Source organism: Thermodesulfomicrobium sp. WS (assembly GCF_027925145.1).
In the GTDB taxonomy this organism is placed as follows: domain Bacteria; phylum Desulfobacterota; class Desulfovibrionia; order Desulfovibrionales; family Desulfomicrobiaceae; genus Thermodesulfomicrobium.
On record NZ_AP027130.1, the window covers coordinates 961,972 to 980,651 of the forward strand.

Consider the following 18,680-nt stretch of genomic DNA (forward strand, 5'->3'; position numbering starts at 1 on the left):
CCGCTGTCCCCTTGTCACTGCCCCCAATCCTGGCTAAGGAACCCGGACCAGGAGGGTTTGGATATGGTTATCGATGTGCGCGCCTGGAACGACATGCAGGCCTTGGATCAGCTCTTGGACGCCCTGTGGCACAACCCCAACGTGCGGCAGCGGGCCTTCGCCTTCCCCCCGGTCAATGTGGAAGAGACCGACACCGCCCTGGTGGTGACTGCTGCGGTGCCGGGAGTGGCCCCCGCAGACGTGGAGGTGACGCTGGAGGACAAATCCCTCATCATCCGCGGCGAGCGGCAGGCGGAACCAGGCCGCTACTTCCGCCAGGAGCGGCCGGTGGGGCCGTTTCAGCGGGTCATCACCATGGAGGCTGCGGTGGACGGTGACGGCGTCCACGCCAGCCTGCGCCATGGCATCCTCACCATCACCCTGCCCAAAACCCAAGCCGCCAGCCAGCGTCGTATCCTCGTGGAGGGCGAATAGATGGACACCGCCCGCATCCCGCTGCCCCAAGGCCGGCCGGCAGCGGACATCATCGAGCTTCCCGACGGTTTTGTCATTGTCTTGGACCTCCCTGGCGTCTCCCGGGAGAGTTTGTCCGTGGAGCTGCGGGGCACGGAGCTGGTGGTGCGCGGCCGCGCGCTCCTCGCCCGGGAGCCGGGCCGCAAGCCGCTGCACCTGGAATTCGGGGACGCCGAGTTCGTGCGCTCCTTCACCGTTGCCCACACCGTGGACCGGGAACACATCCGCGCCACCTTCCGCCACGGCCAGTTGGAGCTGTTTCTCCCCAAGTCCCACCACGGCAAGCCGCGCACCATCCCGGTGGCAAGCGCGGACACCCAATCCTGATACTCCCAAACAGCAACCGCCCCATGCGGCGGGGCGGTTGCTGTTGCGGTGCATCGGCGTCCATCACTAGCGCGCCTCCACGCCCCCTGCTGCGGTGCCGGAGAAGGTCCCTCCAGTATCGTCGTACTGCCCCGCCGCTACGCCGTGCATGGCATCAATGATAATGGTATTGAGAGATCCAAGGCCCTGACCGGATACTGTTGCCGCCCATTGACCCCCACCCCAATAGGTTGGGGTGAATTGGATATCGCTGAGCGACGATCCATCACCGAGTGATACTGTTGTCGTCCCAATTATAGGATGCCCTGACGTGAAACCTCCGGTAACGGATCCCGTTGCCCATACTGTGGGTATCCCGCCAGCCGTTGGTGCAAGGAATTTGACGTCCTGGAGTTGAACATTGAAGGTAGTATCCCCGCCACTTAAGGTTGTTTGTCCTACAGTATATGCTGGCAGATTCAGGGCAGTGAGTTGAGATGGATTGGACGAGACCATGTGGAGATACTCCTGGGTTTCCATCCAGGGGCCAATGGCCGTGGCACTCCACGTGAGATCTGGGGATGCGGAAGGATCGAATGTCCCGATGGTCTCGCCCACGAAGATGCCCGTGGAGACCGAAGGACCGCCAACAATCACGAATCCAGCAGCCGTGGTCCCTCGAATGACGTTGCAGACTGTGCCGGCTGTTGTGTCGAAGAATTGGGCGGTTACCATGCCCTGGGCAACATCTAGTCCTAGCATTGATGATGATTGCAATGGAAGTACGGCAGTTGCTGGGTACGATAGGTTCGTATCTGTATATGTTCCTGATAGATCGAGATACCCAACGCCCCATGGAAACAAGGCCGCCCGCTTGAAGGTGGTGGGTGCATCTGCCGTCGTTATGGCACCAGACCCAAGAGTTCCTGTGCCATTTACGGGAGAAGAATATACCACACCGAGGCCAATGGTGCCGAGTCCTGATGAGGGTTCAAGCACCACAGCATGTTGGAATCCCCCTTGGGCGTCCACCATGTTCACGGAGCTCAGGACATTGGCTTCTGCCCCTTCGCCGAAGCCGCCGGTGAGGATCCCGGCACCCCCAGATGGATTGACATATACGACCACGATCCGGCCGGAGAGGTTGTACTGGTCATTGGTGCGCTGGGCGAGCCAGCCGGCCATGTATCCCGCGTAGTCTCCGCCTCCCGAAAGCACCGTGCCGTCGATCTCGGTGTGCCACGTGGTTGGAGAAGGTGCTGTCAGGGAACCCAAGAAGGCGATGGGGTGGTGCGGAGGGTTCGGGTTGGGATTGTACCATGGAGAATCGGCGCTCCAGCCCCCCAAAATGTACTGGAGGGACAAATCAGAAATAGTGCCTGTGGCTTTGTGGATGAGGGGAACAGGCTGGAGATTGCCTTGGAAGGCAAGGGCCGTGATTGCGCTGGAATTATCCAGCGCTGCTTGAAGGGATCCTGAACTGCTGCTCCACCAATGGGTATCTGTGAGAATATGGAGGGAATTCAATGTGTAGTTTTGGGTACCCGGCCCGGTGGGCGGGGTGCTTGTCCCGGCACGCAGCGTCCATGCCGTTGGAAGCACGTATCCCCCGGCTTCCAGGGTGGTGCCGTTGGTGGGGACAGGCGTGCTGGGGGTTATACTGCCTGTGGACAGAATCGTAGGTCGGAACTCCACCCCTGCTGCGGCGCCGCTTGAAGGTGCTGGGGTGCTTCCTGCATATACATTGCCCCAAAGGCTGGCATATACGGGGGATATGGGATTGTTGCTATCGGCGGTGATGCCAGAAGCGCCATCGGTATTGGTGGCGCGGAATTCGACGCTCGAGTTTTGCCCGAGTGGAAGGCCCGCAATGGTGGCGTTGTAATGCTTCTCTCCCAACGTCTGATCCACGAACTGGGCAGATTGCCACGGACCATTGTTGACGCGGAACTCCACACTGGCCACCCCGCTTTCTGGGTCCATGGCATAGATATCGTAGACGAGCGTGACGGATCCCGGCACCGCCTTGGCGAGGATGCTTACAATCTGCGGTGGGGTGGTGTCCGTGGAGCCGCCACCACCGCCGCCACCGCCACCACCGGGGTCAGGCGTTGGGCCTGGATCAGGGGTAGGCCCTGGGTCAGGGGTAGGCCCTGGGTCAGGGGTAGGCCCTGGGTCAGGGGTTGGGCCTGGGTCAGGCGTTGGGCCTGGCTCAGGGGTGGGAGTGGGTTCAGGGGTTGGGCCGGGTTCTGGGGTAGGTGTGGGTTCAGGGGTTGGCTGTGGCTCGGGCTGCGGCTCAGGGGTGATCGTTTGCGGCTGGGCCTCGGTGATGGGGATGACCACGACGGTTTGCGTGGGCGTGGTCGGCGTATCCCCAAGGGCCACTGGCTCAGGTCCTGCTCCAGCCATGGGCTGGAAGGTGCCGCCTCCCGAAGGAGTCTCGGTTGCTGCTGCCGCAAGAAGGTTGCCACCGCCTGCGGCCCCGCCTCCCGTTGCGGTATCGCCCCCTGGCGTCCCGGTGCCGCCACCGGTAGGAGCGCTGGATGTGCCCCCGCCACCGGGTGTGCCGCCACCGATGGTGGTATCCTGCTGGTGCTTTTGGATCTGCTGCTCTGTTGCCGGTTGGGGCTGACCGGGCGGGGCATCTTCAGGCACGGCCACGATCTGGCCGGCCTCCACGATGATCTTCTGCTCCGGGAAAGCGGGGTTGAAGACTTCCACCCGGCCTTGGAGCACGAGCACGTAGGACACCGAGCCCTCTTTCCAGGTGATGTACTGCGTGCCGCGCACACCGGCCACGGCGTTGGGGGTGCGGATCTCGAAGGCGTGGCGTCCTGGTTCGGTGGCAATGGCCTTGACGGTTTGCGGGTCCACCACGGCCTCGGCCTTGCCGCGAGGCAGTTCCAGGGTCCGTTGGCCATTAAGGCGGTACTCACGGATGTCCAGGCGGGAGCGCTGGCCGATGTTGAGCACGTTACCATCGGTAAAGGTCACCTGCGCCTTGGAGTTACTCTTGGTGCGGATCATGTCGCCTTCGTCCACCGGCATGCCCACGTGGGCCGGATCCCCAGGGGTGGCGCCGCGATGCAGGACATCTACGCTTCCCTCCACGGCGGAGATGCGGCCTACCGGGGCGGCGAGGGCGGATGCTGCGACCAAGGCGAGGAGGATGAGGGCGCAGAAGAAGGTGCGCATGGGGCCCTCCTAAAAGGTCGCCTCGAAACCGAGGGTATAGAGATTGCGGGTATATTCATAGATGGCGATGGTGGAGTCCGCCTCCACGCGGGTGTATTGGAGCGAAAATTTGCCCCAGTCCCAGGGCCGCCAAATGAGCCCGAGGCTGCCGGTGTAGGTTTCGTCCCGGCGGTGTTTTTCGAACACGGTATGCTCTCCGTCGTAATCCTGGAAGAAGGCGTCGCCGCTGGCCAGGGCGCTGAGCTCTTGGGTGAGGGGGTAGAGGAGCGACAGGTAGGGCCGGTAGCCGGTATTGCGCCAATTGACCCCGCGGGTCTCATCCCGCGAGAGCTCAAGGCCGAGGGTGAAGAGACCGCCTCGGTCCAGGGGCTTGAGGTAGGCGAGGGCCGCAGTGCCGAGCACCCCGTCTCGGTTCTCGTCGTCCATGAGGGGGGCTTCGATGAGATCACGACGATTGATGCCGATGGCCGCTTGGAGGAGATGGCCGGGGACCAGGGTGGTGAGCAGGGTGGGGCGTACCCCGAGGGTGATGGAGTAGCGCTGCCCATCGAGCCAGGCATGGGTCGCCGTGACCGGCAGGGTGACCAGGGTGTCGGAGGACAGGCTCCGGCCCGGGATCAGGGAGAGGGAAAGGCTGGTGAGATCGTGCGAGTTGATGGTTTCGTGCCACACGCCAGTGGCCGTGAGCTGACCAAGAAAGCTCCACGGCCCCTCGATAAGGGGGGAGAATTCGGCGCGCAGGCTGCCCACCATGGCGGAGTCGCTTTGGCGGGAGCTGATGCCTCCGGGCACGTCATCGGTGGGTTTGAGGATGACGTTGTCGTCGTATTGGTACTGCAGCCCCGCGGTATATCGCCAGGTCTTGTGGCTGGTCATGAGATTGGCCAAGGCGGTGTCGTATTGCCGAGCGAATTCCGCAATCTCCGTGTCTGGGGCGATGTTGGTGATGGCCTGGAGGGTCTGGCGGGCCGAGGAATACCGGCGCTCGCTGACGTCGAGCATGGCCAGCTGCAGGTCTGCTCGAGGGGCCAGGCGCGGATCCATGGCTTTGGCCTCGGCAAAGGCGTGGCGGGCGCCCTCGGTTTTTCCTTGGCGAGCCAGCACCAGGCCGCGCAAAAACATGAGGGCGCCGGACCGGATCCCAGCGCCCTCGGCCTCATCCAAGATGCGGCCGGCCTTCTCGGTGTCTCCCAAGGCGAGGAGCACGTCGGTGAGTTCGGTGTAGGCGTCGTTGACCCGGGGAGTCAGGCGCAACGAGCGCTCGAGGAAAATGGCTGCCTTTCGCAGTTCTCCGGTCTGCTTGGAGGTGAGCCCCAAGTAGAAGGCCGCCACCGAGCCGTGCGGCCCGGACTCGGGAATGGATTGGAGGATCTCCAGGGCTTCTTCGTAGTTTTCCGCCCGGTATTGGGCGATGGCGTCTTCCAATGCTGCAGCGGATGCGGCGGCAGGAACTCCAAAGCACAAGAAAATACAGAGAAAAATTGGCAGCATGGCAAGACTCCTGCTCTATATTCTTCTTGCAAAAGAGCATAGATTGATTCGTTCCCCACGGCAAGAGGGAATGGAGAGATTGTTGCTTAGAGGCATGGGCCAGTGCTCAAGATAATATAGAAGAAAACCAAATGGTTCGGTATGATTTCGCGAAACTTGAACCCGGAGCCTTGTCTTTTTGAGAACAAATATTAATAGTTCATCAGAAATTTCTTGAGGATCGCTGCACAGGAGGTGCTCTATGCGGATGGAAACCTTATTGTACTTCTTGCGGTATTTTGAGCCGCATTGTGAGGAACGGGAAGGCGTGCGGCGCTGCTATCTTTCGGCCTTGGACTATCCGGAGGCCGAGGACGCCGCCCAGGCCTTGGAAGAGCATGGCATGGCGGTGACGTCGCTCGAGCGGCGGTTCGTGCGTCTGGATGTGGTGGATGGGGATCGGCGCTGGGTGCCGTGCGCGGCCACCGCCTCGGACGCGCTGCCCATTTGGGAGGCGCGGTGCAGCTCCGCGCAGTGAAGGGCGCTCACAAGCAAACATAAGGAGAAACCCATGGGGTGGATGCCGACAATGCTGGGTGTGGTCGTGGTGAGCTTGGCTGCAACTCCGGTTGCAGCCAAAAACCTCCGCGAGGCGGTGTTTGCCGGGGGCTGTTTTTGGTGTGTGGAGCACGCTTTTCGGAATACGCCGGGGGTCGAGGATGTCGTCTCTGGCTATACTGGCGGCAACGTGGAAAACCCCGCCTACGAGGAGGTTGCTTCCGGCCGCACTGGGCATTTTGAAGCGGTGCTGGTGCGCTATGATCCGCAGCAGATGGATTTTTCCCGTTTGGTGCGGATTTTTGGTGAGAATATCGATCCATTGGATGCCGGCGGACAGTTTTGCGACCGCGGGCCGCAGTATCGATCGGCCATTTTTGTGGCCGATGCCGAGGAAGAGCAGATTGTCCGGCAATGGATCGCCGCAACCGAGGCGCGTTTGGGGTCTCCGGTGGCCACCCTCGTGCTGCCTCGAGCCCCCTTCTATCCTGCGGAGGCATATCACCAGGACTATGCGGGGAAAAACCCTCTGCGCTATCACCTCTACCGCCAGGGCTGTGGGCGTGACGCCCGCCTCAAGACCATTTGGGGGGACAAGAACCCGGCCAAGGAGTAGGGCACGTTCCCCCTGGGGGCCTCGGCGCTCCAGGGGGAAATCGCTGCGGATCTAGCTTTGGGTAAGGTGTTTGGTGCGCAGGTAGATGACCTGCATGACCACTGGGATCATGAACCAATGGGCCGATCCCGTGAGATTGATGGGGGAGATGGAGTCGAACTCCACCATCAGGGGTTTTTCCGTTGCCTCCAAGGCAGGCACGAATTCGGGCGGCACTTGATCGCGGTAGCCGATATTGCTGGCGAACATGGCGGCCCCGTGCGCCACGCAGAGGGCGATACGGCTGGCGATGGTGTCGTCGAAGCGCATGGCCTCGGTGATGGCCACGTTGACGGCAAGTTGGTTCATGCTGGCGGGCTTGATGGCAAAAGCCGCGCTCACTGCTTCGAGGTTGGCCTTGGAGAGGCGCTGTAAGGATTTGGTGAAGAGGAAGGAGTAGAGTTCGCGTTCGATGATCTCGGTGGCGGCATTGGGGTTGTAGCGCAGGTCGAAGCGGTCGCACACGTCGCCGAGGATTTTGATGTAATGCTTGCCGCGGCCGCCTCGGGCGATGGCCGCAAGGGGATTGGAACCATAGAGCTGGATTTCGCCGGCGATGACCTCCCAATACAGAGAGTGGTTGGGGGCATGCTGTTTGTAGAGGGGGTGGTTGGGGAGCCGGCGGACGACGAAACGCTGCTTGCCTTCCCGATCGTAGAGAAGGACATGGACGAGGATGTTGAGGTCCTCGTTGCTGCACTCCTTGAGAAAATCGAGGTCAGGGTCCGGGCGGTAGTAGGTGCTCATGCGGCAAATCCTGCTCAAGGTTGGAAGAGTGGCGAAAAAATGCTCCCGAGCCGCTAGCAAAGGTCGGTGCCCCGGTCAATACGTCGGGCAGCAGACCAACAGTTGGCGTCAAAAAAGCGGGAAGCTCGTTGCTTCCCGCTTTGTGATTTTTCGGCGTCTGCCGCATTCCTTTGCCGATCCGGGATGGCTGTCTCGCTATACCTCGAAGAGCATTTCCAGGTCTGCCCGGGTGAGGCTCTTCCAGGCCGATTGTCCTGGGATGATGGAATCGGCGATGCCCTTTTTGGATTCCTGCAGCTTGAGGATCTTTTCTTCCACCGTGTTTTCGCAGATCATCTTGTACGAGAACACCTGACGGGTCTGGCCGATGCGGTGGGTGCGGTCCGTGGCCTGATCTTCCACTGCAGGGTTCCACCAGGGATCGTAGTGGATGACGTAATCGGCGGACGTCAGGTTGAGGCCCGTTCCCCCTGCCTTGAGGGAGATGAGGAAAATGGGAATTTCGGGTGAATTGTTGAAACGGTCCACTTGTTCGAAGCGGTCTTTGGAGGTGCCGTCCAGGTAGCAATACGGGATCTCGACCATGTTGAGCCAGTTGCGGATGATGTGGAGCATCTGCACGAACTGCGAGAACACGAGCACCTTGTGCCCGTCGTCAATGATGGAGGTGACCAGATCTTTGAAGGCTTCGAACTTGCCGGAAGAGACGTTGGTGTTGACCCCTGGTACATCGAGCTTGAGCAGCCGTGGATGGCAGCAGATCTGCCGCAGCTTGAGCAGTGCGTCCAAAATGGAGATCTGGCTCTGGGCGATACCTTTTTCGTCCACGTCTTGGAGCACTTGCTCCTTGAGCTTTTTGGCCAGGGCCGCGTAGAGTTCCATCTGGTCGTCCAAGAGGCTCGAGTAGTAGATGTTTTCCACCTTGGGCGGCAGGTCTTGGGCCACCTCGCTCTTGGTACGGCGCAGGATGAAGGGTTTGACCCGGGCCTTGAGGTAATTCAGGCTGTCTTCGTCCCCGTCCTTGATGGGTTTGACGAATCCCTTCTGGAAAGCGGTCTGGGAGCCGAGAAACCCCGGCATGAGGAATTCGAACAAGGACCAGAGCTCCAGCAGGGTGTTTTCGATGGGGGTGCCGGACAGGCACAGGCGGAAGCGGGCCTGGATCTTGCGCACGCTGCGGGCGGTGATGGTGTTGGGGTTTTTGATGTTCTGGGCCTCGTCAAGGATCACGGCGTTGAATTCGAACTTGAGCAGCTCATCCAAGTCGCGGCGGAGCAGCGCGTACGTGGTGATGATGAGCTCGGACTCCTCGATCTTCTTGAAGAGATTCTCCCGCCGCGAGCCGTAAATGACCAGCCGCTTCATGTCCGGTACGAATTTCTGCGCCTCGCGCTCCCAGTTAGGCAGCACCGAGGTGGGCACGATGATCAGATTGGGGCCCTTGGCGCCGTGTTCTTTCATGTATTGGATGAAGGCCAGGGTTTGGATGGTTTTGCCCAGGCCCATTTCGTCGGCGAGGATACCGCCAAAATGGTATTCGCGTAGGAAGTTCATGTAGCTGATGCCCTGGAGCTGATAGGGGCGCAACGTGGCATTGAGCCCCTTGGGCGGGGTGACGGTCTTGATCTCCGTGAAGTCGTGGAGCTTTTCTCGAAGCGTCGTCCAGAATCCGTCGGCAACAGTTTCGGGGATGTCTTCGACGATCTTGTCGAGGATCGGGGCTTCGAAGTTCTCGAAGCGCTTCTTGGGCGGCTTTTCTGGGTCCAGTCCCATGGCCGCCAGCTTGTGCCCGAGCTTTTGCAACCAGGATTCCGGCAAACTGGTGTAGGAGCCGTCCTTGAGCTGCACGTAGCGCTTGCCCTGGGTCCATGCCTTCCAGATCTTGTCGATGGGCACGCTCATGCCGTCGTAGTCCACCGAGATCTCGAGGTTGAACCACTTGTCTTCTTCCTGGGTGGTGATCTCCGCCACTACTTGGGGCGTGGCCTTGCGCACTTTGTAGCGCGAGAGGTCCTTTTCGCCAAAGACCCGGTACTGCTCCACCAGCCGCGGATAGGCGTCCAGCAGGAAAGAGATCGCCTCTTCGGGCTCCAGGAACCACATGGACTGGGACCTGGGCTGGAAGTTCATCTCCATGAGGGTGGCGATGAGCGCCTCTTCCTTTTCCTGGTCGCGGCGGATGAGGAAGGATTTGCCTTCGAACTGGTAGCTGCCGGTCTGGAGGTCCTGGTTGGGGCCCGGCAGGGTGATGTCCCCGTGTTCCGTCTCGTAGATGTTGTGGATTTCCAGCGTCAGCAGGCTCCCCTCTTCCCCCAGATAGAGCTTGGGGTTGTAGGTGGCGGCGGCAAAGATGGGCTTCATGTGCTCCAGGAACTCGTCCTGGCCATGGAGGTCCGAGGCCGGAAGCTGGGTCCACACGCGGTCGAGAAATTCCGGGATCTCTGCATGGGGGATGCGCGGCGGGGCCGTGACGAGCTCTTGCACCAGGCGCGGCTCTAGGCCGGTCTGCACCGGGTAGAAGCGGTGCTTGAGGCATACCCACAAGGGGAGTTTGCCGAAGATGGAGATGGGCTGCCGGGCGATGGAAAAGGGGACCTTGCCTTCACGGCCGAGCATGATGTCGAAGGTAAGGCCTTCTTCGGAAAATTCGGGGCGCAGCTGCAGGCGCATGGGCGTGCTTTCGATGGTCACCGGCTGTTCGGTATCTTCCCAGAAGAGATAGTATTCGTTGCGAATCGCCCAGAAGAACCAGGTCATGAGCCCTGCCGGGATCTCCACACGGTGTCCGTAATAATCCAAATACTGGCCGATCTGTTCCGCCACTTTGGGAAGCTCGGGCGCCATTTCGCACCAATCGGGGTTTCGGATGATCTGTTCCAGAGTGACTGGATTCTGTACCGTGGAGAGTCCAGACTTGTTTTGACGGGCACGGAAGAATTCCATTTGCAGTCGATCTGGCTCTGGATGAAATCGATAGATGATGTAGTGTTCGCCAGGCTCTGGTTCGAGATGGGTGGCGAAAAAGGAGCGAAATGTTTGCTTCCATTGGGATTTGACAGTGCTGGATTCCTTTTCTTCCTCTGTGCCTGCAGAGGATGTTGACTTGAGGATATGCAGTGCCGTGGCTGCAATGTGCGGACACACTCCAGAGAACGAGTCTGGACAGTTGCAATAGGCGTGCACCATCCCATACTCGAGATTGATGCTGATTTCCGGCGTGTACGATTGGAAGTCTTCCCCTTGGAAGTGCGCCTCTACCTCCCAGGTCTCTTCCCCCGGGTGGATGCTGATTTTGGGAGCGCCTTCTTCGGCAAGCAGATATTGCGCCGCGCCTTGGATATGCTCCGGCACGCTGTCGTTGAGATATCCGCGGAGGATATGCTGGACGCTGTCGTTTGCGTGGGTCATGAGAAAAACCTTCTCCTCGATATAAAGATGCTGCGCCTCAAGGTGGAAGACACAGATTGGCATTGTCCGTATTGGAAGCAGTGGGGTTTGGCAAGGGGAGAGAGGAAATTTTGAGCGCTTCTGTCCCGTTCCAGGTCTTCTTGGGCGCATGAGGACAGCACTTCTATCTTGGATGTGCACGTCTGGCAATACCTTGGAACAAAACTGTGGAAACCATGTGCTTGGTCAAGGTTTTCGGATTGATAGAGACTGCTTGAGGGTATGCGTGCACGGGGCGGCCTGGACGGGGTCTTCGGGCCAGAAATGTTTGGGGTAGCGGCCGCGCATTTCTTTGCGCACTTCGCGGTAGGTTCCGGCCCAGAAGGCGGCGAGGTCCTGGGTAATGTGCAGGGGACGGTTGGCGGGGGAGAGCAGGATCAGGGTGATGGGGACACGGCCGTGGGCCAGGCGTGGGCTTTGGGTGGCCCCGAACATTTCCTGGAGCTTGACCGATACGCGTGGCCCAGCTGGATCGGCATAGTCGATGGGACGTTTTGCTCCGGCAGGGGTGGATATGCTCTGGGGCAGTAAACGGTCCAGACGTTGGATTGCGTCATATCCGTGCGTGGTGACAAGCCAGTCCTCTAGGGGACGGGTCAGGTCCATGGTCGCGGCCTGGGCAAGTCTTGAGCAGTGCATGAGGTTCGGGCCGAGCCAATGCTCCAAGGATTCCATGAGCGAGGCATCGTCCCAGGCAGGCCAGTGCTCTGGATCGAGGCTGTGGGCCAGGCGCACCCGAGCCACCAGCTGGCGGGCGCTCTCGGTCCATTGGAAGAAGGAGAGGCCGCTGCGGCGGATGGCCTCGGCCAGAACTGTCTTACGCTCTTCGGGTGTGGGGGTGTCGGGGTGGGTGCTTACGGGAAGGGCGTCGGCGAGCAGTTGGTTTTCCGCCACCACGCGGCCGTCGTCGCCTTCCAGACGCACGCTGCGCTCCAGGCGCAGGCGCGGCCCCCAGACGTGCTGGATGTCGGGGATATCCACCGGGGCTGCGGCGTGGATGGTGAGCGTTCGGGCCGAGCTGCCCGACAGGCAGGGCGCCACCAGGTACGTTGCCTCACCATAGCTTGGCGTGGGGCACACGGCCTTGGTGCCGGTGGTCAGCCGCCACGAGCCATCAGGCATGCGTGCGGCGAGGCGGTCCGGGTAGGCCAACAGGGTGAGCAAGCCTACTTGTTCCGGGAAGAGCGGGGCGTCTGCAGCAATACCGAGGCTGCGGCGCAGTCGGTGGAAGACCGTGCGCCAGGGGCCGGGCTCGTGGATGGCGGCCAGGGCGTGGCGCAGGTTGGGCTCGCGGCGCACCAGGGCTCCTCCTTCTTCCAAGAGCGCGGCCAGGGCGCAGGCCGTGGCCCGAAGGTGCTCGGGGCAGGAGGCCACCATGTGTCCGAGGCGCGGCGCCAGGGGGAGACGGAGCAATGTGCGGCCGTGGTCCGTGGCGCGTCCGTGGGCGTCCAGGGCGCCGAGATCGGTGAGCACGGTACGGGCGCGTTGCAGTGGCGCGGCGGGCGGCGGGGTGAGCCAGGCAAGGTCGTGGACTGGGCTCCCCCATGCGGCCACTTCCAGGGCAAGGCGCGTCAGATCGGCTTCCAGGATCTCGGGCCGCGCCGCCGCGGGGCGATGGCAGTCTTCCTTGGGGTCCCAGAGACGGTAGCATACCCCTGGGCCTATGCGTCCTGCCCGGCCGGTGCGCTGCTGGATGGTGGCCGTCGATGCAGGCACCGTGGCTAGTGTCGTGAGGTCGCGGCCGGGGTCGTAGCAGGGCACCCGGGCAAGGCCGCAGTCCACCACCACCGTGACCCCGGGGATGGTGAGGGAGGTCTCGGCAATGCTGGTGGCGAGCACCACCCGCCGCTTGCCTTCGGCTTGCGGCCGCAGGATCTGGTCTTGCTGGGCTGCGGGGGTGGTGCTGTGCAGCGGCAGCACCTCTGCCGGCAGGTCTGCCAAAGCCTGGGCGAGGCGCTGGATTTCGCGCATGCCGGGGAGAAAGACGAGGACAGTGCCGCCATGGCGCAGACAGGCGTGGCGGGTGACCCGGGCGGCGTGGGCGAGGATGTCCTCCCCAGGGCGCGGCGGCAGGTACTCTACCTCCACCGGATGGCTGGGGGCCGTGGCGGTGACGACCGTAAGGTTGGCAAGCACCGTGGCGAAGTCCGCTGGCTCGACAGTGGCGGAAAGGAGCACGAGGCGCAGGTCCGGCCGCAGGGTGGCGCGGGCGTCTTGAGTGAGGGTGAGGGCGAGATCCGCGGCCAGGGCGCGTTCGTGGCACTCATCGAAGATGACCGCGGCAAAGGCTTCCAGACCGGGGTCTTCCTGCAGGAGGCGCAGATACACGCCGTAGGTGGCCACAGTCAGGCGGGTGCTCGGGCCGACTCGGGTCTCCAGACGGGTGCGCAGGCCGATGGTGCCCCCCACCTGTTCTCCCAGACCGTGGGCGAGGAAGCGCGCCGCTGCCCGCGCGGCCATGCGCCGGGGCTCAAGCAGGAGGATGCCGCGGCCTTGGGCCCAGGGGGCGTTGAGGAGTTGGGGGGGGATGCGCGTGGTCTTCCCCGTACCTGGCGGCGACTGCACCAGGAGGGACGCGCCCGGGGCGCGGAGACCGTCCAGGGTGGCGGCGATGGCAGCGGCGAAGGTCTGGTCCACGGCAGGGGTCAGGGAAGCAGGACGCGCAGCAGCCAGAGAATCCCCAGGGCCATAAGACCCGCCACCACGTCGTCGAGCATGATGCCGTGACCTCCGGCAATGCGGCGCTCCAGGGCGTGGATGGGCCATGGCTTGATGATGTCGAACAGTCGGAAGAGAACGAACGCCAGCGCCAGCTGCCACCACGGGGCGTGGGGGGCCGTGGTGGCGAGGACGATCCATTGCCCGAGGAGCTCATCGATGACCACGCAGCCAGGGTCATGGCGCTGGAGGAGGACTTCGGCGCGCGTGGCCGCCTGCACGCCCACGAGGTAGATGCCGAGGCAAACCCCCAGCCGCAGGGGCATGGGGAGTGGGAGAAACAGTACCGGCGCCAGGATGGCGGCCGCAGCCGAGGCCCAGGTGCCGGGGGCCTTGGGCAGGCGGCCGATGCCGCCCAAGGTGGCGAGGCCGAGCACAACACCGGCAGAGAGCTTCATGGGGCAGGCTCCACCGCACCCATGCGCAGCAAGGCGGCGACGGTTTCTGCCAAGGGAAGACCGATGACCGCGCTCACCGATCCGCGCACCGACTCCACCAAAAAGCCGCCAATCCCTTGCACCGCGTAGGCCCCGGCCTTGTCGAGACCTTCGCCGGTGGCGGCGTAGGCGCGCAGGAGTTCTGGAGAAAATGCGGCCATGCGCACCTGTGCCGAAACCGCGAAGGCGTGCTCGCAGCTTTCCTGACGCAGGGCCACGGCGGTATGCACCTGATGCTCGGCGCCGGCCAGAAGTTCCAGCATATGCAAGGCCTCCTCCGGGTCGCGGGGCTTTCCCAGGATGCGGCTGCCCAGGGCCACTACGGTGTCCGCGGCAAGGATGACCGCTTCCGGGTCGTGCACGGCGGCCGCCTTGGCGCGGGCGAGGGCAAGGGCGTGGGCCAGTGGGTCTGCGCCTGGGAGGGCGGACTCGTCGATGGATGGTACGCGCACCACGAAATGCAGGCCAAGACTTGCAAGCATGGCCTGGCGCCGTGGCGATGATGAGGCCAGGATCAGGGGACGCTTGGGGCGCAAAGGGCCGCGACCGATCATGGGAGCGGCTCCTTGGGCGCGGTAAGGGCGGCGCGTACGGCCTCATCGAGGCTCGGATGGGCGAAGATATGGGTGTGCGCCGCCGATTCGTCCCATCCGTCCCGCACCATGGCTTCGGCCAGGCCCGCAAGATGCGAGACCCGTGCCCCGACCGCCGCCACCCCCACGACCTGCCCATGGCGCCAGTACACCTGCACCATGCCGTGCACATGCCCATGGGCCTGGGCCATGGGGTTGGCCGCGAGCATGGCGCGGGAGACGAGCACATCGTGCGTCTTGAGTTCGGCATACGCGGGCCCCACGCGCACCAGTTCCGCGCCGCCGTACACACAGGCGGGGATGGGGCCAGGGGTATAGGCCCCCTGGGTTGCTCCGAGTGCGTGGGCCACGGCAAAGTGGGCCTGGTGTTCGGCGGCGTGGGCGAGCAGCGTGCGGCCATTGACGTCGCCGATGGCGTAGACGCCAGGGGCCGCCCGGAGTTGGGCGTCGGTGATGACGAAGCCGCGGCCATCCACCTGCGCCCCGGCAGCCTCAAGGCCCAGGTCTTCAGTGTTGGGACGCCGACCGATGGCCACGAGCACTGCCTGGGCCGTGCAGGTGGCCTCCGGCAGGCGGACATGGACGTTGGCCCCGTCCACAAGGACTTCCTGCACCGGAGCGTTGGTGTGGACTGTGATGCCGCTGCGCTTGAGCATGGAGGCAAGCGCCTGGCCAAGGGCGGGGTCTTCACTGGGGACCAGGGTGGGGGCCGCCTCCACCAGGGTGACGGCCGTGCCCACGCGGTTCCAGAATTGCGCCATCTCCACGCCAATGGCCCCCCCGCCGATGATGGCAAGGCTCTGGGGGGCTTGGGAGAGTTCGAGGACCTCCGTGGAGTCGAGGATCGGGCCGCCGAAGGGGACGCCTGGAAGGGGCATGGGGCGGGAGCCGGTGGCCACGAGGATGATGGGCGCCTGGATGCTGATGTCCTTTTCCGGCACCGTGACCGTGTGCGGGGCGATGATGCGGCCGCGGCCGTGGATCACCTGTACTTTGCCGCCCTCCAAAGCCGTAGTCATGGCCTTGTGGGTGGCCTGAACGATGGTCTGAACGCGGCGGCGCAGGGCGGCAAGGTCCAGGGCGGCCTCGCCCTGCACGAGACGCAGACGCCCCATGGTGCGCAGCCCCTCCAGGGGTTCGCTGGCGCCAAGATAGATCTTGGTGGGGATGCACCCCCAATTGAGGCAGGTGCCGCCCAGGGGGCCGGCTGCCACGAGCACGGTGGCTTTTCCTCTTTGACTGGCGGCAAGAGCTGCGGCATAACCGGCCGGCCCTGCGCCCAGGATGACCATATCGGCATGCAACTGGGTCATGGCATACTCCAAAAAGAGATCACGTACAGCGTCCCGCTGCCTACTGGACCCATGGCCTTTGGGCAAGGGGCATCGGGGCCACCTGGGGAGGTTATGGAAGCGAAAAAGCAGCAGACTGACGAGCGCCGGCGAGGCTTGGCGGCGCTCTTCGACGAATACGAGCTCAAAGACCTATTTCGAAAATACGTACAGTTGCTCTTGGTCCTGGAAGGGCTCATTTTTTTGGTGTGTTGGGTGTACCAATTGGGCCTCGACGAGGCCGCGGTGACGGGGCACCCCGTGGATATCCCTTTCCCCTGGAAGACGTATTTCGTGGTGGCCTTGAGTGCTCCGGTCGCCGTGACGTTTTTGGTGGGCATTGTGGTGGCGGGATTCAACGCCTTTGTGTATGGCCATCAAGGGCGTCCCCTGGTGCGGGCGAAGAAAGAAGACGGCACCGAGGGCCGTCTGGCGGCGGCGATCAATTTTTGTATGCAGCTGCCGTTCCTTGTGATTTTGGGGATGGTGGGCATCCTTATTGGAGTGCTCTATAATCTTGGGAGCATCCTGGAGTTTCTTGGTCGTTTTGGCGAGGCGGCATCCCGGATTATCCTCATCGGCCTTGGGGCTGTGCTTGCTGCAGGGACCATCTACGCCGTGGTGCGCCTGATTCTGCAGTACAAACTGCGCGCCAAGAATATGGAGTACGAATATAAGCGGCAGGTGATGGAACAGCTGGGTATTGCCATTGTGGACAACACCGTGGTGCATAAATCCGGCACGATTCTGCCGCCGGGATCCATCGACGTGACGCCGCAGCTCCCCCAAGGGGGCTCGCAACCGCCTGGAGAGGCGCCCCGGCCCGGTGCCGGGGATGCAGCGTCGTAGCGCACACGCGGGGGCAGACTGTGCTGCCCCCGTTTTTTTAGACCAGGGCTGCGGCGTCCGTTTCCACCTGCTCGGCCATGGTCTGCCGGGCCTCGCGGAGGCGTTGGGCCAAGGCGGCATCACTCGTGGCGAGGATTTGGGCCGCCAGCCAGGCGGCATTGCGCGCCCCGGCGCTATCTAGGGCCACGGTCGCCACGGGAAAACCGGGGGGCATTTGCACCGTGGCAAGCAGGGCGTCCATGCCGCCGAGTGTTGAGGCTGCCACCGGGATGCCGATGACCGGCTTGATGGTTCGGGCGGCAACGGCCCCGGCGAGATGGGCTGCCATGCCCGCAGCGCAGATAAATACCTGGACTCCTTGTTCCTCTAGTTCACGCACCAAGCGTTCGGTGCGCTCCGGGGTGCGGTGGGCAGAGGTGATGGTAAAGACATACGGGATGTCGAGGCTGGCCAAGAGTTCGGCGCAGGGCCGCACGACTTTTTCGTCCGACTTGCTTCCCATGAAGATGGCGACGTGGGGCATGGTGGGCTCCTTTGGGGTTATGGGGTGCGGTGAATCCCTTTATGGGCGATATCCTTGCGGAAAAAACAGCCTTCAAAATGGATGCGGCCTGCTGCGGCGTAGGCACGGGCCTGGGCCTCGGCCAAGGTATCGCCCAGGGCGGTGACCCCGAGCACCCGGCCGCCGGCGGTAACCAGTTGGCCCCCCTGCAGGGAGGTGCCGGCGTGGAAGATCACCGTATCTGGCAGTTGGGCGGCTTCCTCGATGCCGCTGATGGGCAGCCCCTTGCGGTAGGCGCCCGGGTAGCCTTGGGATGCCAGTACCACGCAGCAGCTGGGTCGGGAGGTGAAGCGCACGTCCCGAGGATCGAGTCCTGCCCGGCAGCAGGCGAGCATGATGGGGACCAGATCGCTTTCCAGGCGCACCATGAGGGGTTGGCATTCCGGATCGCCGAAGCGCACGTTGTATTCGAGGACCATGGGCCCGGCAGCGGTCATCATGAGTCCGGCGTAGATGACGCCCACGAAGGGGTGGCCGAGGGCGTTGAGGTGGCGCACCATGGGGGTGATCACCTGCTCGGCTACGGTAGCGGCCTGGGCATCCGGGAGCACGGGTGCTGGGCTGTACGCCCCCATGCCGCCGGTATTGGGGCCGGTGTCTCCATCCCCGACCCGTTTGTGGTCTTGAGCCGAGGGCAGAACGGCGATGCGCTCGCCGTCACAGAGGGCCAGGAGCGAGACTTCCTCGCCCGTTAAGGCTTCTTCGATGATGACGCGCTCGCCCGCGGCGCCAAAGGCCTTTTCCGCCATCATCTGGCGCAGCGCCGCTTCGGCCTCGGCCAAGGTGGCGGCCACGACCACCCCCTTGCCTGCCGCGAGGCCGTCAGCCTTGATGACCATGGGCAGGGGATGCTTGCGGACGTAAGCCAAGGCCGGCTCGAGCTCTTCGAAGACGGCAAAGGCCGCTGTGGGGATGCCGGCTTCCTGCATCATGGTCTTGGCAAAGGCCTTGGAGCCTTCCAGTTGGGCGGCAAAGGCCGATGGACCAAAGCAGGCGATGCCGGCCTGGGCGAGGGCGTCTGCAAGGCCAAGGACCAGCGGGGCCTCGGGGCCTGCCACCACCAGGTCCACGGCGTGCTCCCGGGCAAAGCGGACCAATGCCGGGATGTCGGTGTCCGCGATGGGCACATTGGTCCCCAAGGCTGCGGTGCCGCCGTTTCCCGGGGCGATCCACAGCTGCGAGGTCAGGGGGCTTTGGCGGATCTTCCAGGCCAGGGCATGTTCCCGACCTCCAGATCCTACGAGCAGGATATTCACCACAGTCCTCCTTGATGATTGATGCTGTTGGAATGCTCGATGC

Annotated in this window: 15 protein-coding genes; 5 read left to right on the forward strand and 10 right to left on the reverse strand. The window is 63.1% G+C overall.

Translation table 11 applies throughout. From position 1 onward, the window contains the following. Nucleotides 1-63: 63 nt before the first annotated feature. Complete coding sequence (locus QMF81_RS04695) at nt 64-474, forward strand: Hsp20/alpha crystallin family protein (protein WP_281752500.1); 411 nt, start codon at nt 64-66, stop codon at nt 472-474. Then, entirely contained in the window at nt 475-840 is a 366-nt protein-coding gene (locus QMF81_RS04700) for an Hsp20/alpha crystallin family protein (protein WP_281752502.1), read from the forward strand. A gap of 66 nt (nt 841-906) precedes the next feature. On the opposite strand, the gene QMF81_RS04705 is transcribed toward QMF81_RS04700, so the two are convergent. Beyond that, complete coding sequence (locus tag QMF81_RS04705) at nt 907-4,014, reverse strand: FecR family protein (RefSeq protein WP_281752504.1); 3,108 nt, start codon at nt 4,012-4,014, stop codon at nt 907-909. A 9-nt stretch (nt 4,015-4,023) separates the two neighbouring features. After that, entirely contained in the window at nt 4,024-5,505 is a 1,482-nt protein-coding gene (locus QMF81_RS04710) for a hypothetical protein (RefSeq protein WP_281752506.1), read from the reverse strand. A gap of 241 nt (nt 5,506-5,746) precedes the next feature. On the opposite strand from QMF81_RS04710, the gene QMF81_RS04715 reads away from it, so the two are divergent. Beyond that, on the forward strand, nt 5,747-6,022 hold the full coding sequence (locus QMF81_RS04715) for a hypothetical protein (protein WP_281752508.1): 276 nt from the start codon (nt 5,747-5,749) through the stop codon (nt 6,020-6,022). Nucleotides 6,023-6,055: 33 nt separating this feature from the next. Beyond that, nucleotides 6,056-6,658: a peptide-methionine (S)-S-oxide reductase MsrA gene (gene msrA, locus QMF81_RS04720; RefSeq protein WP_281752510.1), complete on the forward strand. Its 603-nt coding sequence runs from the start codon at nt 6,056-6,058 to the stop codon at nt 6,656-6,658. A 51-nt stretch (nt 6,659-6,709) separates the two neighbouring features. On the opposite strand, the gene QMF81_RS04725 is transcribed toward msrA, so the two are convergent. From QMF81_RS04725 to QMF81_RS04750, 6 genes are all read right to left on the reverse strand, one after another. Then, complete coding sequence (locus QMF81_RS04725) at nt 6,710-7,444, reverse strand: DUF3944 domain-containing protein (protein WP_281752512.1); 735 nt, start codon at nt 7,442-7,444, stop codon at nt 6,710-6,712. 195 nt (nt 7,445-7,639) lie between these two features. Beyond that, nucleotides 7,640-10,852 carry a DEAD/DEAH box helicase gene (locus tag QMF81_RS04730; protein ID WP_281752514.1) on the reverse strand — a complete coding sequence of 1,071 codons (3,213 nt, stop codon included), beginning with the start codon at nt 10,850-10,852 and terminating at the stop codon, nt 7,640-7,642. A 225-nt stretch (nt 10,853-11,077) separates the two neighbouring features. Next, nucleotides 11,078-13,528, reverse strand: coding sequence for an ATP-dependent helicase HrpB (hrpB, locus tag QMF81_RS04735; RefSeq protein WP_281752516.1), 2,451 nt, complete (start codon nt 13,526-13,528; stop codon nt 11,078-11,080). A gap of 8 nt (nt 13,529-13,536) precedes the next feature. Then, nucleotides 13,537-14,007 carry a phosphatidylglycerophosphatase A gene (locus tag QMF81_RS04740; protein WP_281752518.1) on the reverse strand — a complete coding sequence of 157 codons (471 nt, stop codon included), beginning with the start codon at nt 14,005-14,007 and terminating at the stop codon, nt 13,537-13,539. Beyond that, complete coding sequence (locus QMF81_RS04745; protein WP_281752520.1) at nt 14,004-14,600, reverse strand: Maf family protein; 597 nt, start codon at nt 14,598-14,600, stop codon at nt 14,004-14,006. Before QMF81_RS04745 ends, QMF81_RS04740 begins: the two co-directional genes overlap by 4 nt. Further along, nucleotides 14,597-15,952 carry an NAD(P)/FAD-dependent oxidoreductase gene (locus QMF81_RS04750; protein WP_281752522.1) on the reverse strand — a complete coding sequence of 452 codons (1,356 nt, stop codon included), beginning with the start codon at nt 15,950-15,952 and terminating at the stop codon, nt 14,597-14,599. Before QMF81_RS04750 ends, QMF81_RS04745 begins: the two co-directional genes overlap by 4 nt. Before the next feature lie 93 nt (nt 15,953-16,045). Here QMF81_RS04750 and QMF81_RS04755 point away from each other — a divergent pair, with 93 nt between their 5' ends. Next, nucleotides 16,046-16,819, forward strand: a complete 774-nt coding sequence (locus QMF81_RS04755) for a hypothetical protein (RefSeq protein WP_281752524.1) — start codon at nt 16,046-16,048, stop codon at nt 16,817-16,819. A gap of 37 nt (nt 16,820-16,856) precedes the next feature. Here QMF81_RS04755 and purE read toward each other — a convergent pair whose 3' ends face one another. Both purE and purD read right to left on the reverse strand, forming a co-directional pair. Further along, complete coding sequence (purE, locus tag QMF81_RS04760; protein ID WP_281752527.1) at nt 16,857-17,342, reverse strand: 5-(carboxyamino)imidazole ribonucleotide mutase; 486 nt, start codon at nt 17,340-17,342, stop codon at nt 16,857-16,859. A 17-nt stretch (nt 17,343-17,359) separates the two neighbouring features. Further along, nucleotides 17,360-18,637: a phosphoribosylamine--glycine ligase gene (gene purD / locus QMF81_RS04765; RefSeq protein WP_281752529.1), complete on the reverse strand. Its 1,278-nt coding sequence runs from the start codon at nt 18,635-18,637 to the stop codon at nt 17,360-17,362. Nucleotides 18,638-18,680: the final 43 nt, after the last annotated feature.

Bases quoted from the DNA above. Each gene is read 5' to 3' on its own strand.
- QMF81_RS04695 (WP_281752500.1), top strand. From the start codon at position 64: ATGGTTATCGATGTGCGCGCCTGGAACGACATGCAGGCCTTGGATCAG.
- QMF81_RS04700 (WP_281752502.1), top strand. From the start codon at position 475: ATGGACACCGCCCGCATCCCGCTGCCCCAAGGCCGGCCGGCAGCGGAC.
- QMF81_RS04705 (WP_281752504.1), bottom strand. From the start codon at position 4,014: ATGCGCACCTTCTTCTGCGCCCTCATCCTCCTCGCCTTGGTCGCAGCA.
- QMF81_RS04710 (WP_281752506.1), bottom strand. From the start codon at position 5,505: ATGCTGCCAATTTTTCTCTGTATTTTCTTGTGCTTTGGAGTTCCTGCC.
- QMF81_RS04715 (WP_281752508.1), top strand. From the start codon at position 5,747: ATGCGGATGGAAACCTTATTGTACTTCTTGCGGTATTTTGAGCCGCAT.
- msrA (WP_281752510.1), top strand. From the start codon at position 6,056: ATGGGGTGGATGCCGACAATGCTGGGTGTGGTCGTGGTGAGCTTGGCT.
- QMF81_RS04725 (WP_281752512.1), bottom strand. From the start codon at position 7,444: ATGAGCACCTACTACCGCCCGGACCCTGACCTCGATTTTCTCAAGGAG.
- QMF81_RS04730 (WP_281752514.1), bottom strand. From the start codon at position 10,852: ATGACCCACGCAAACGACAGCGTCCAGCATATCCTCCGCGGATATCTC.
- QMF81_RS04740 (WP_281752518.1), bottom strand. From the start codon at position 14,007: ATGAAGCTCTCTGCCGGTGTTGTGCTCGGCCTCGCCACCTTGGGCGGC.
- QMF81_RS04745 (WP_281752520.1), bottom strand. From the start codon at position 14,600: ATGATCGGTCGCGGCCCTTTGCGCCCCAAGCGTCCCCTGATCCTGGCC.
- QMF81_RS04750 (WP_281752522.1), bottom strand. From the start codon at position 15,952: ATGACCCAGTTGCATGCCGATATGGTCATCCTGGGCGCAGGGCCGGCC.
- QMF81_RS04755 (WP_281752524.1), top strand. From the start codon at position 16,046: ATGGAAGCGAAAAAGCAGCAGACTGACGAGCGCCGGCGAGGCTTGGCG.
- purE (WP_281752527.1), bottom strand. From the start codon at position 17,342: ATGCCCCACGTCGCCATCTTCATGGGAAGCAAGTCGGACGAAAAAGTC.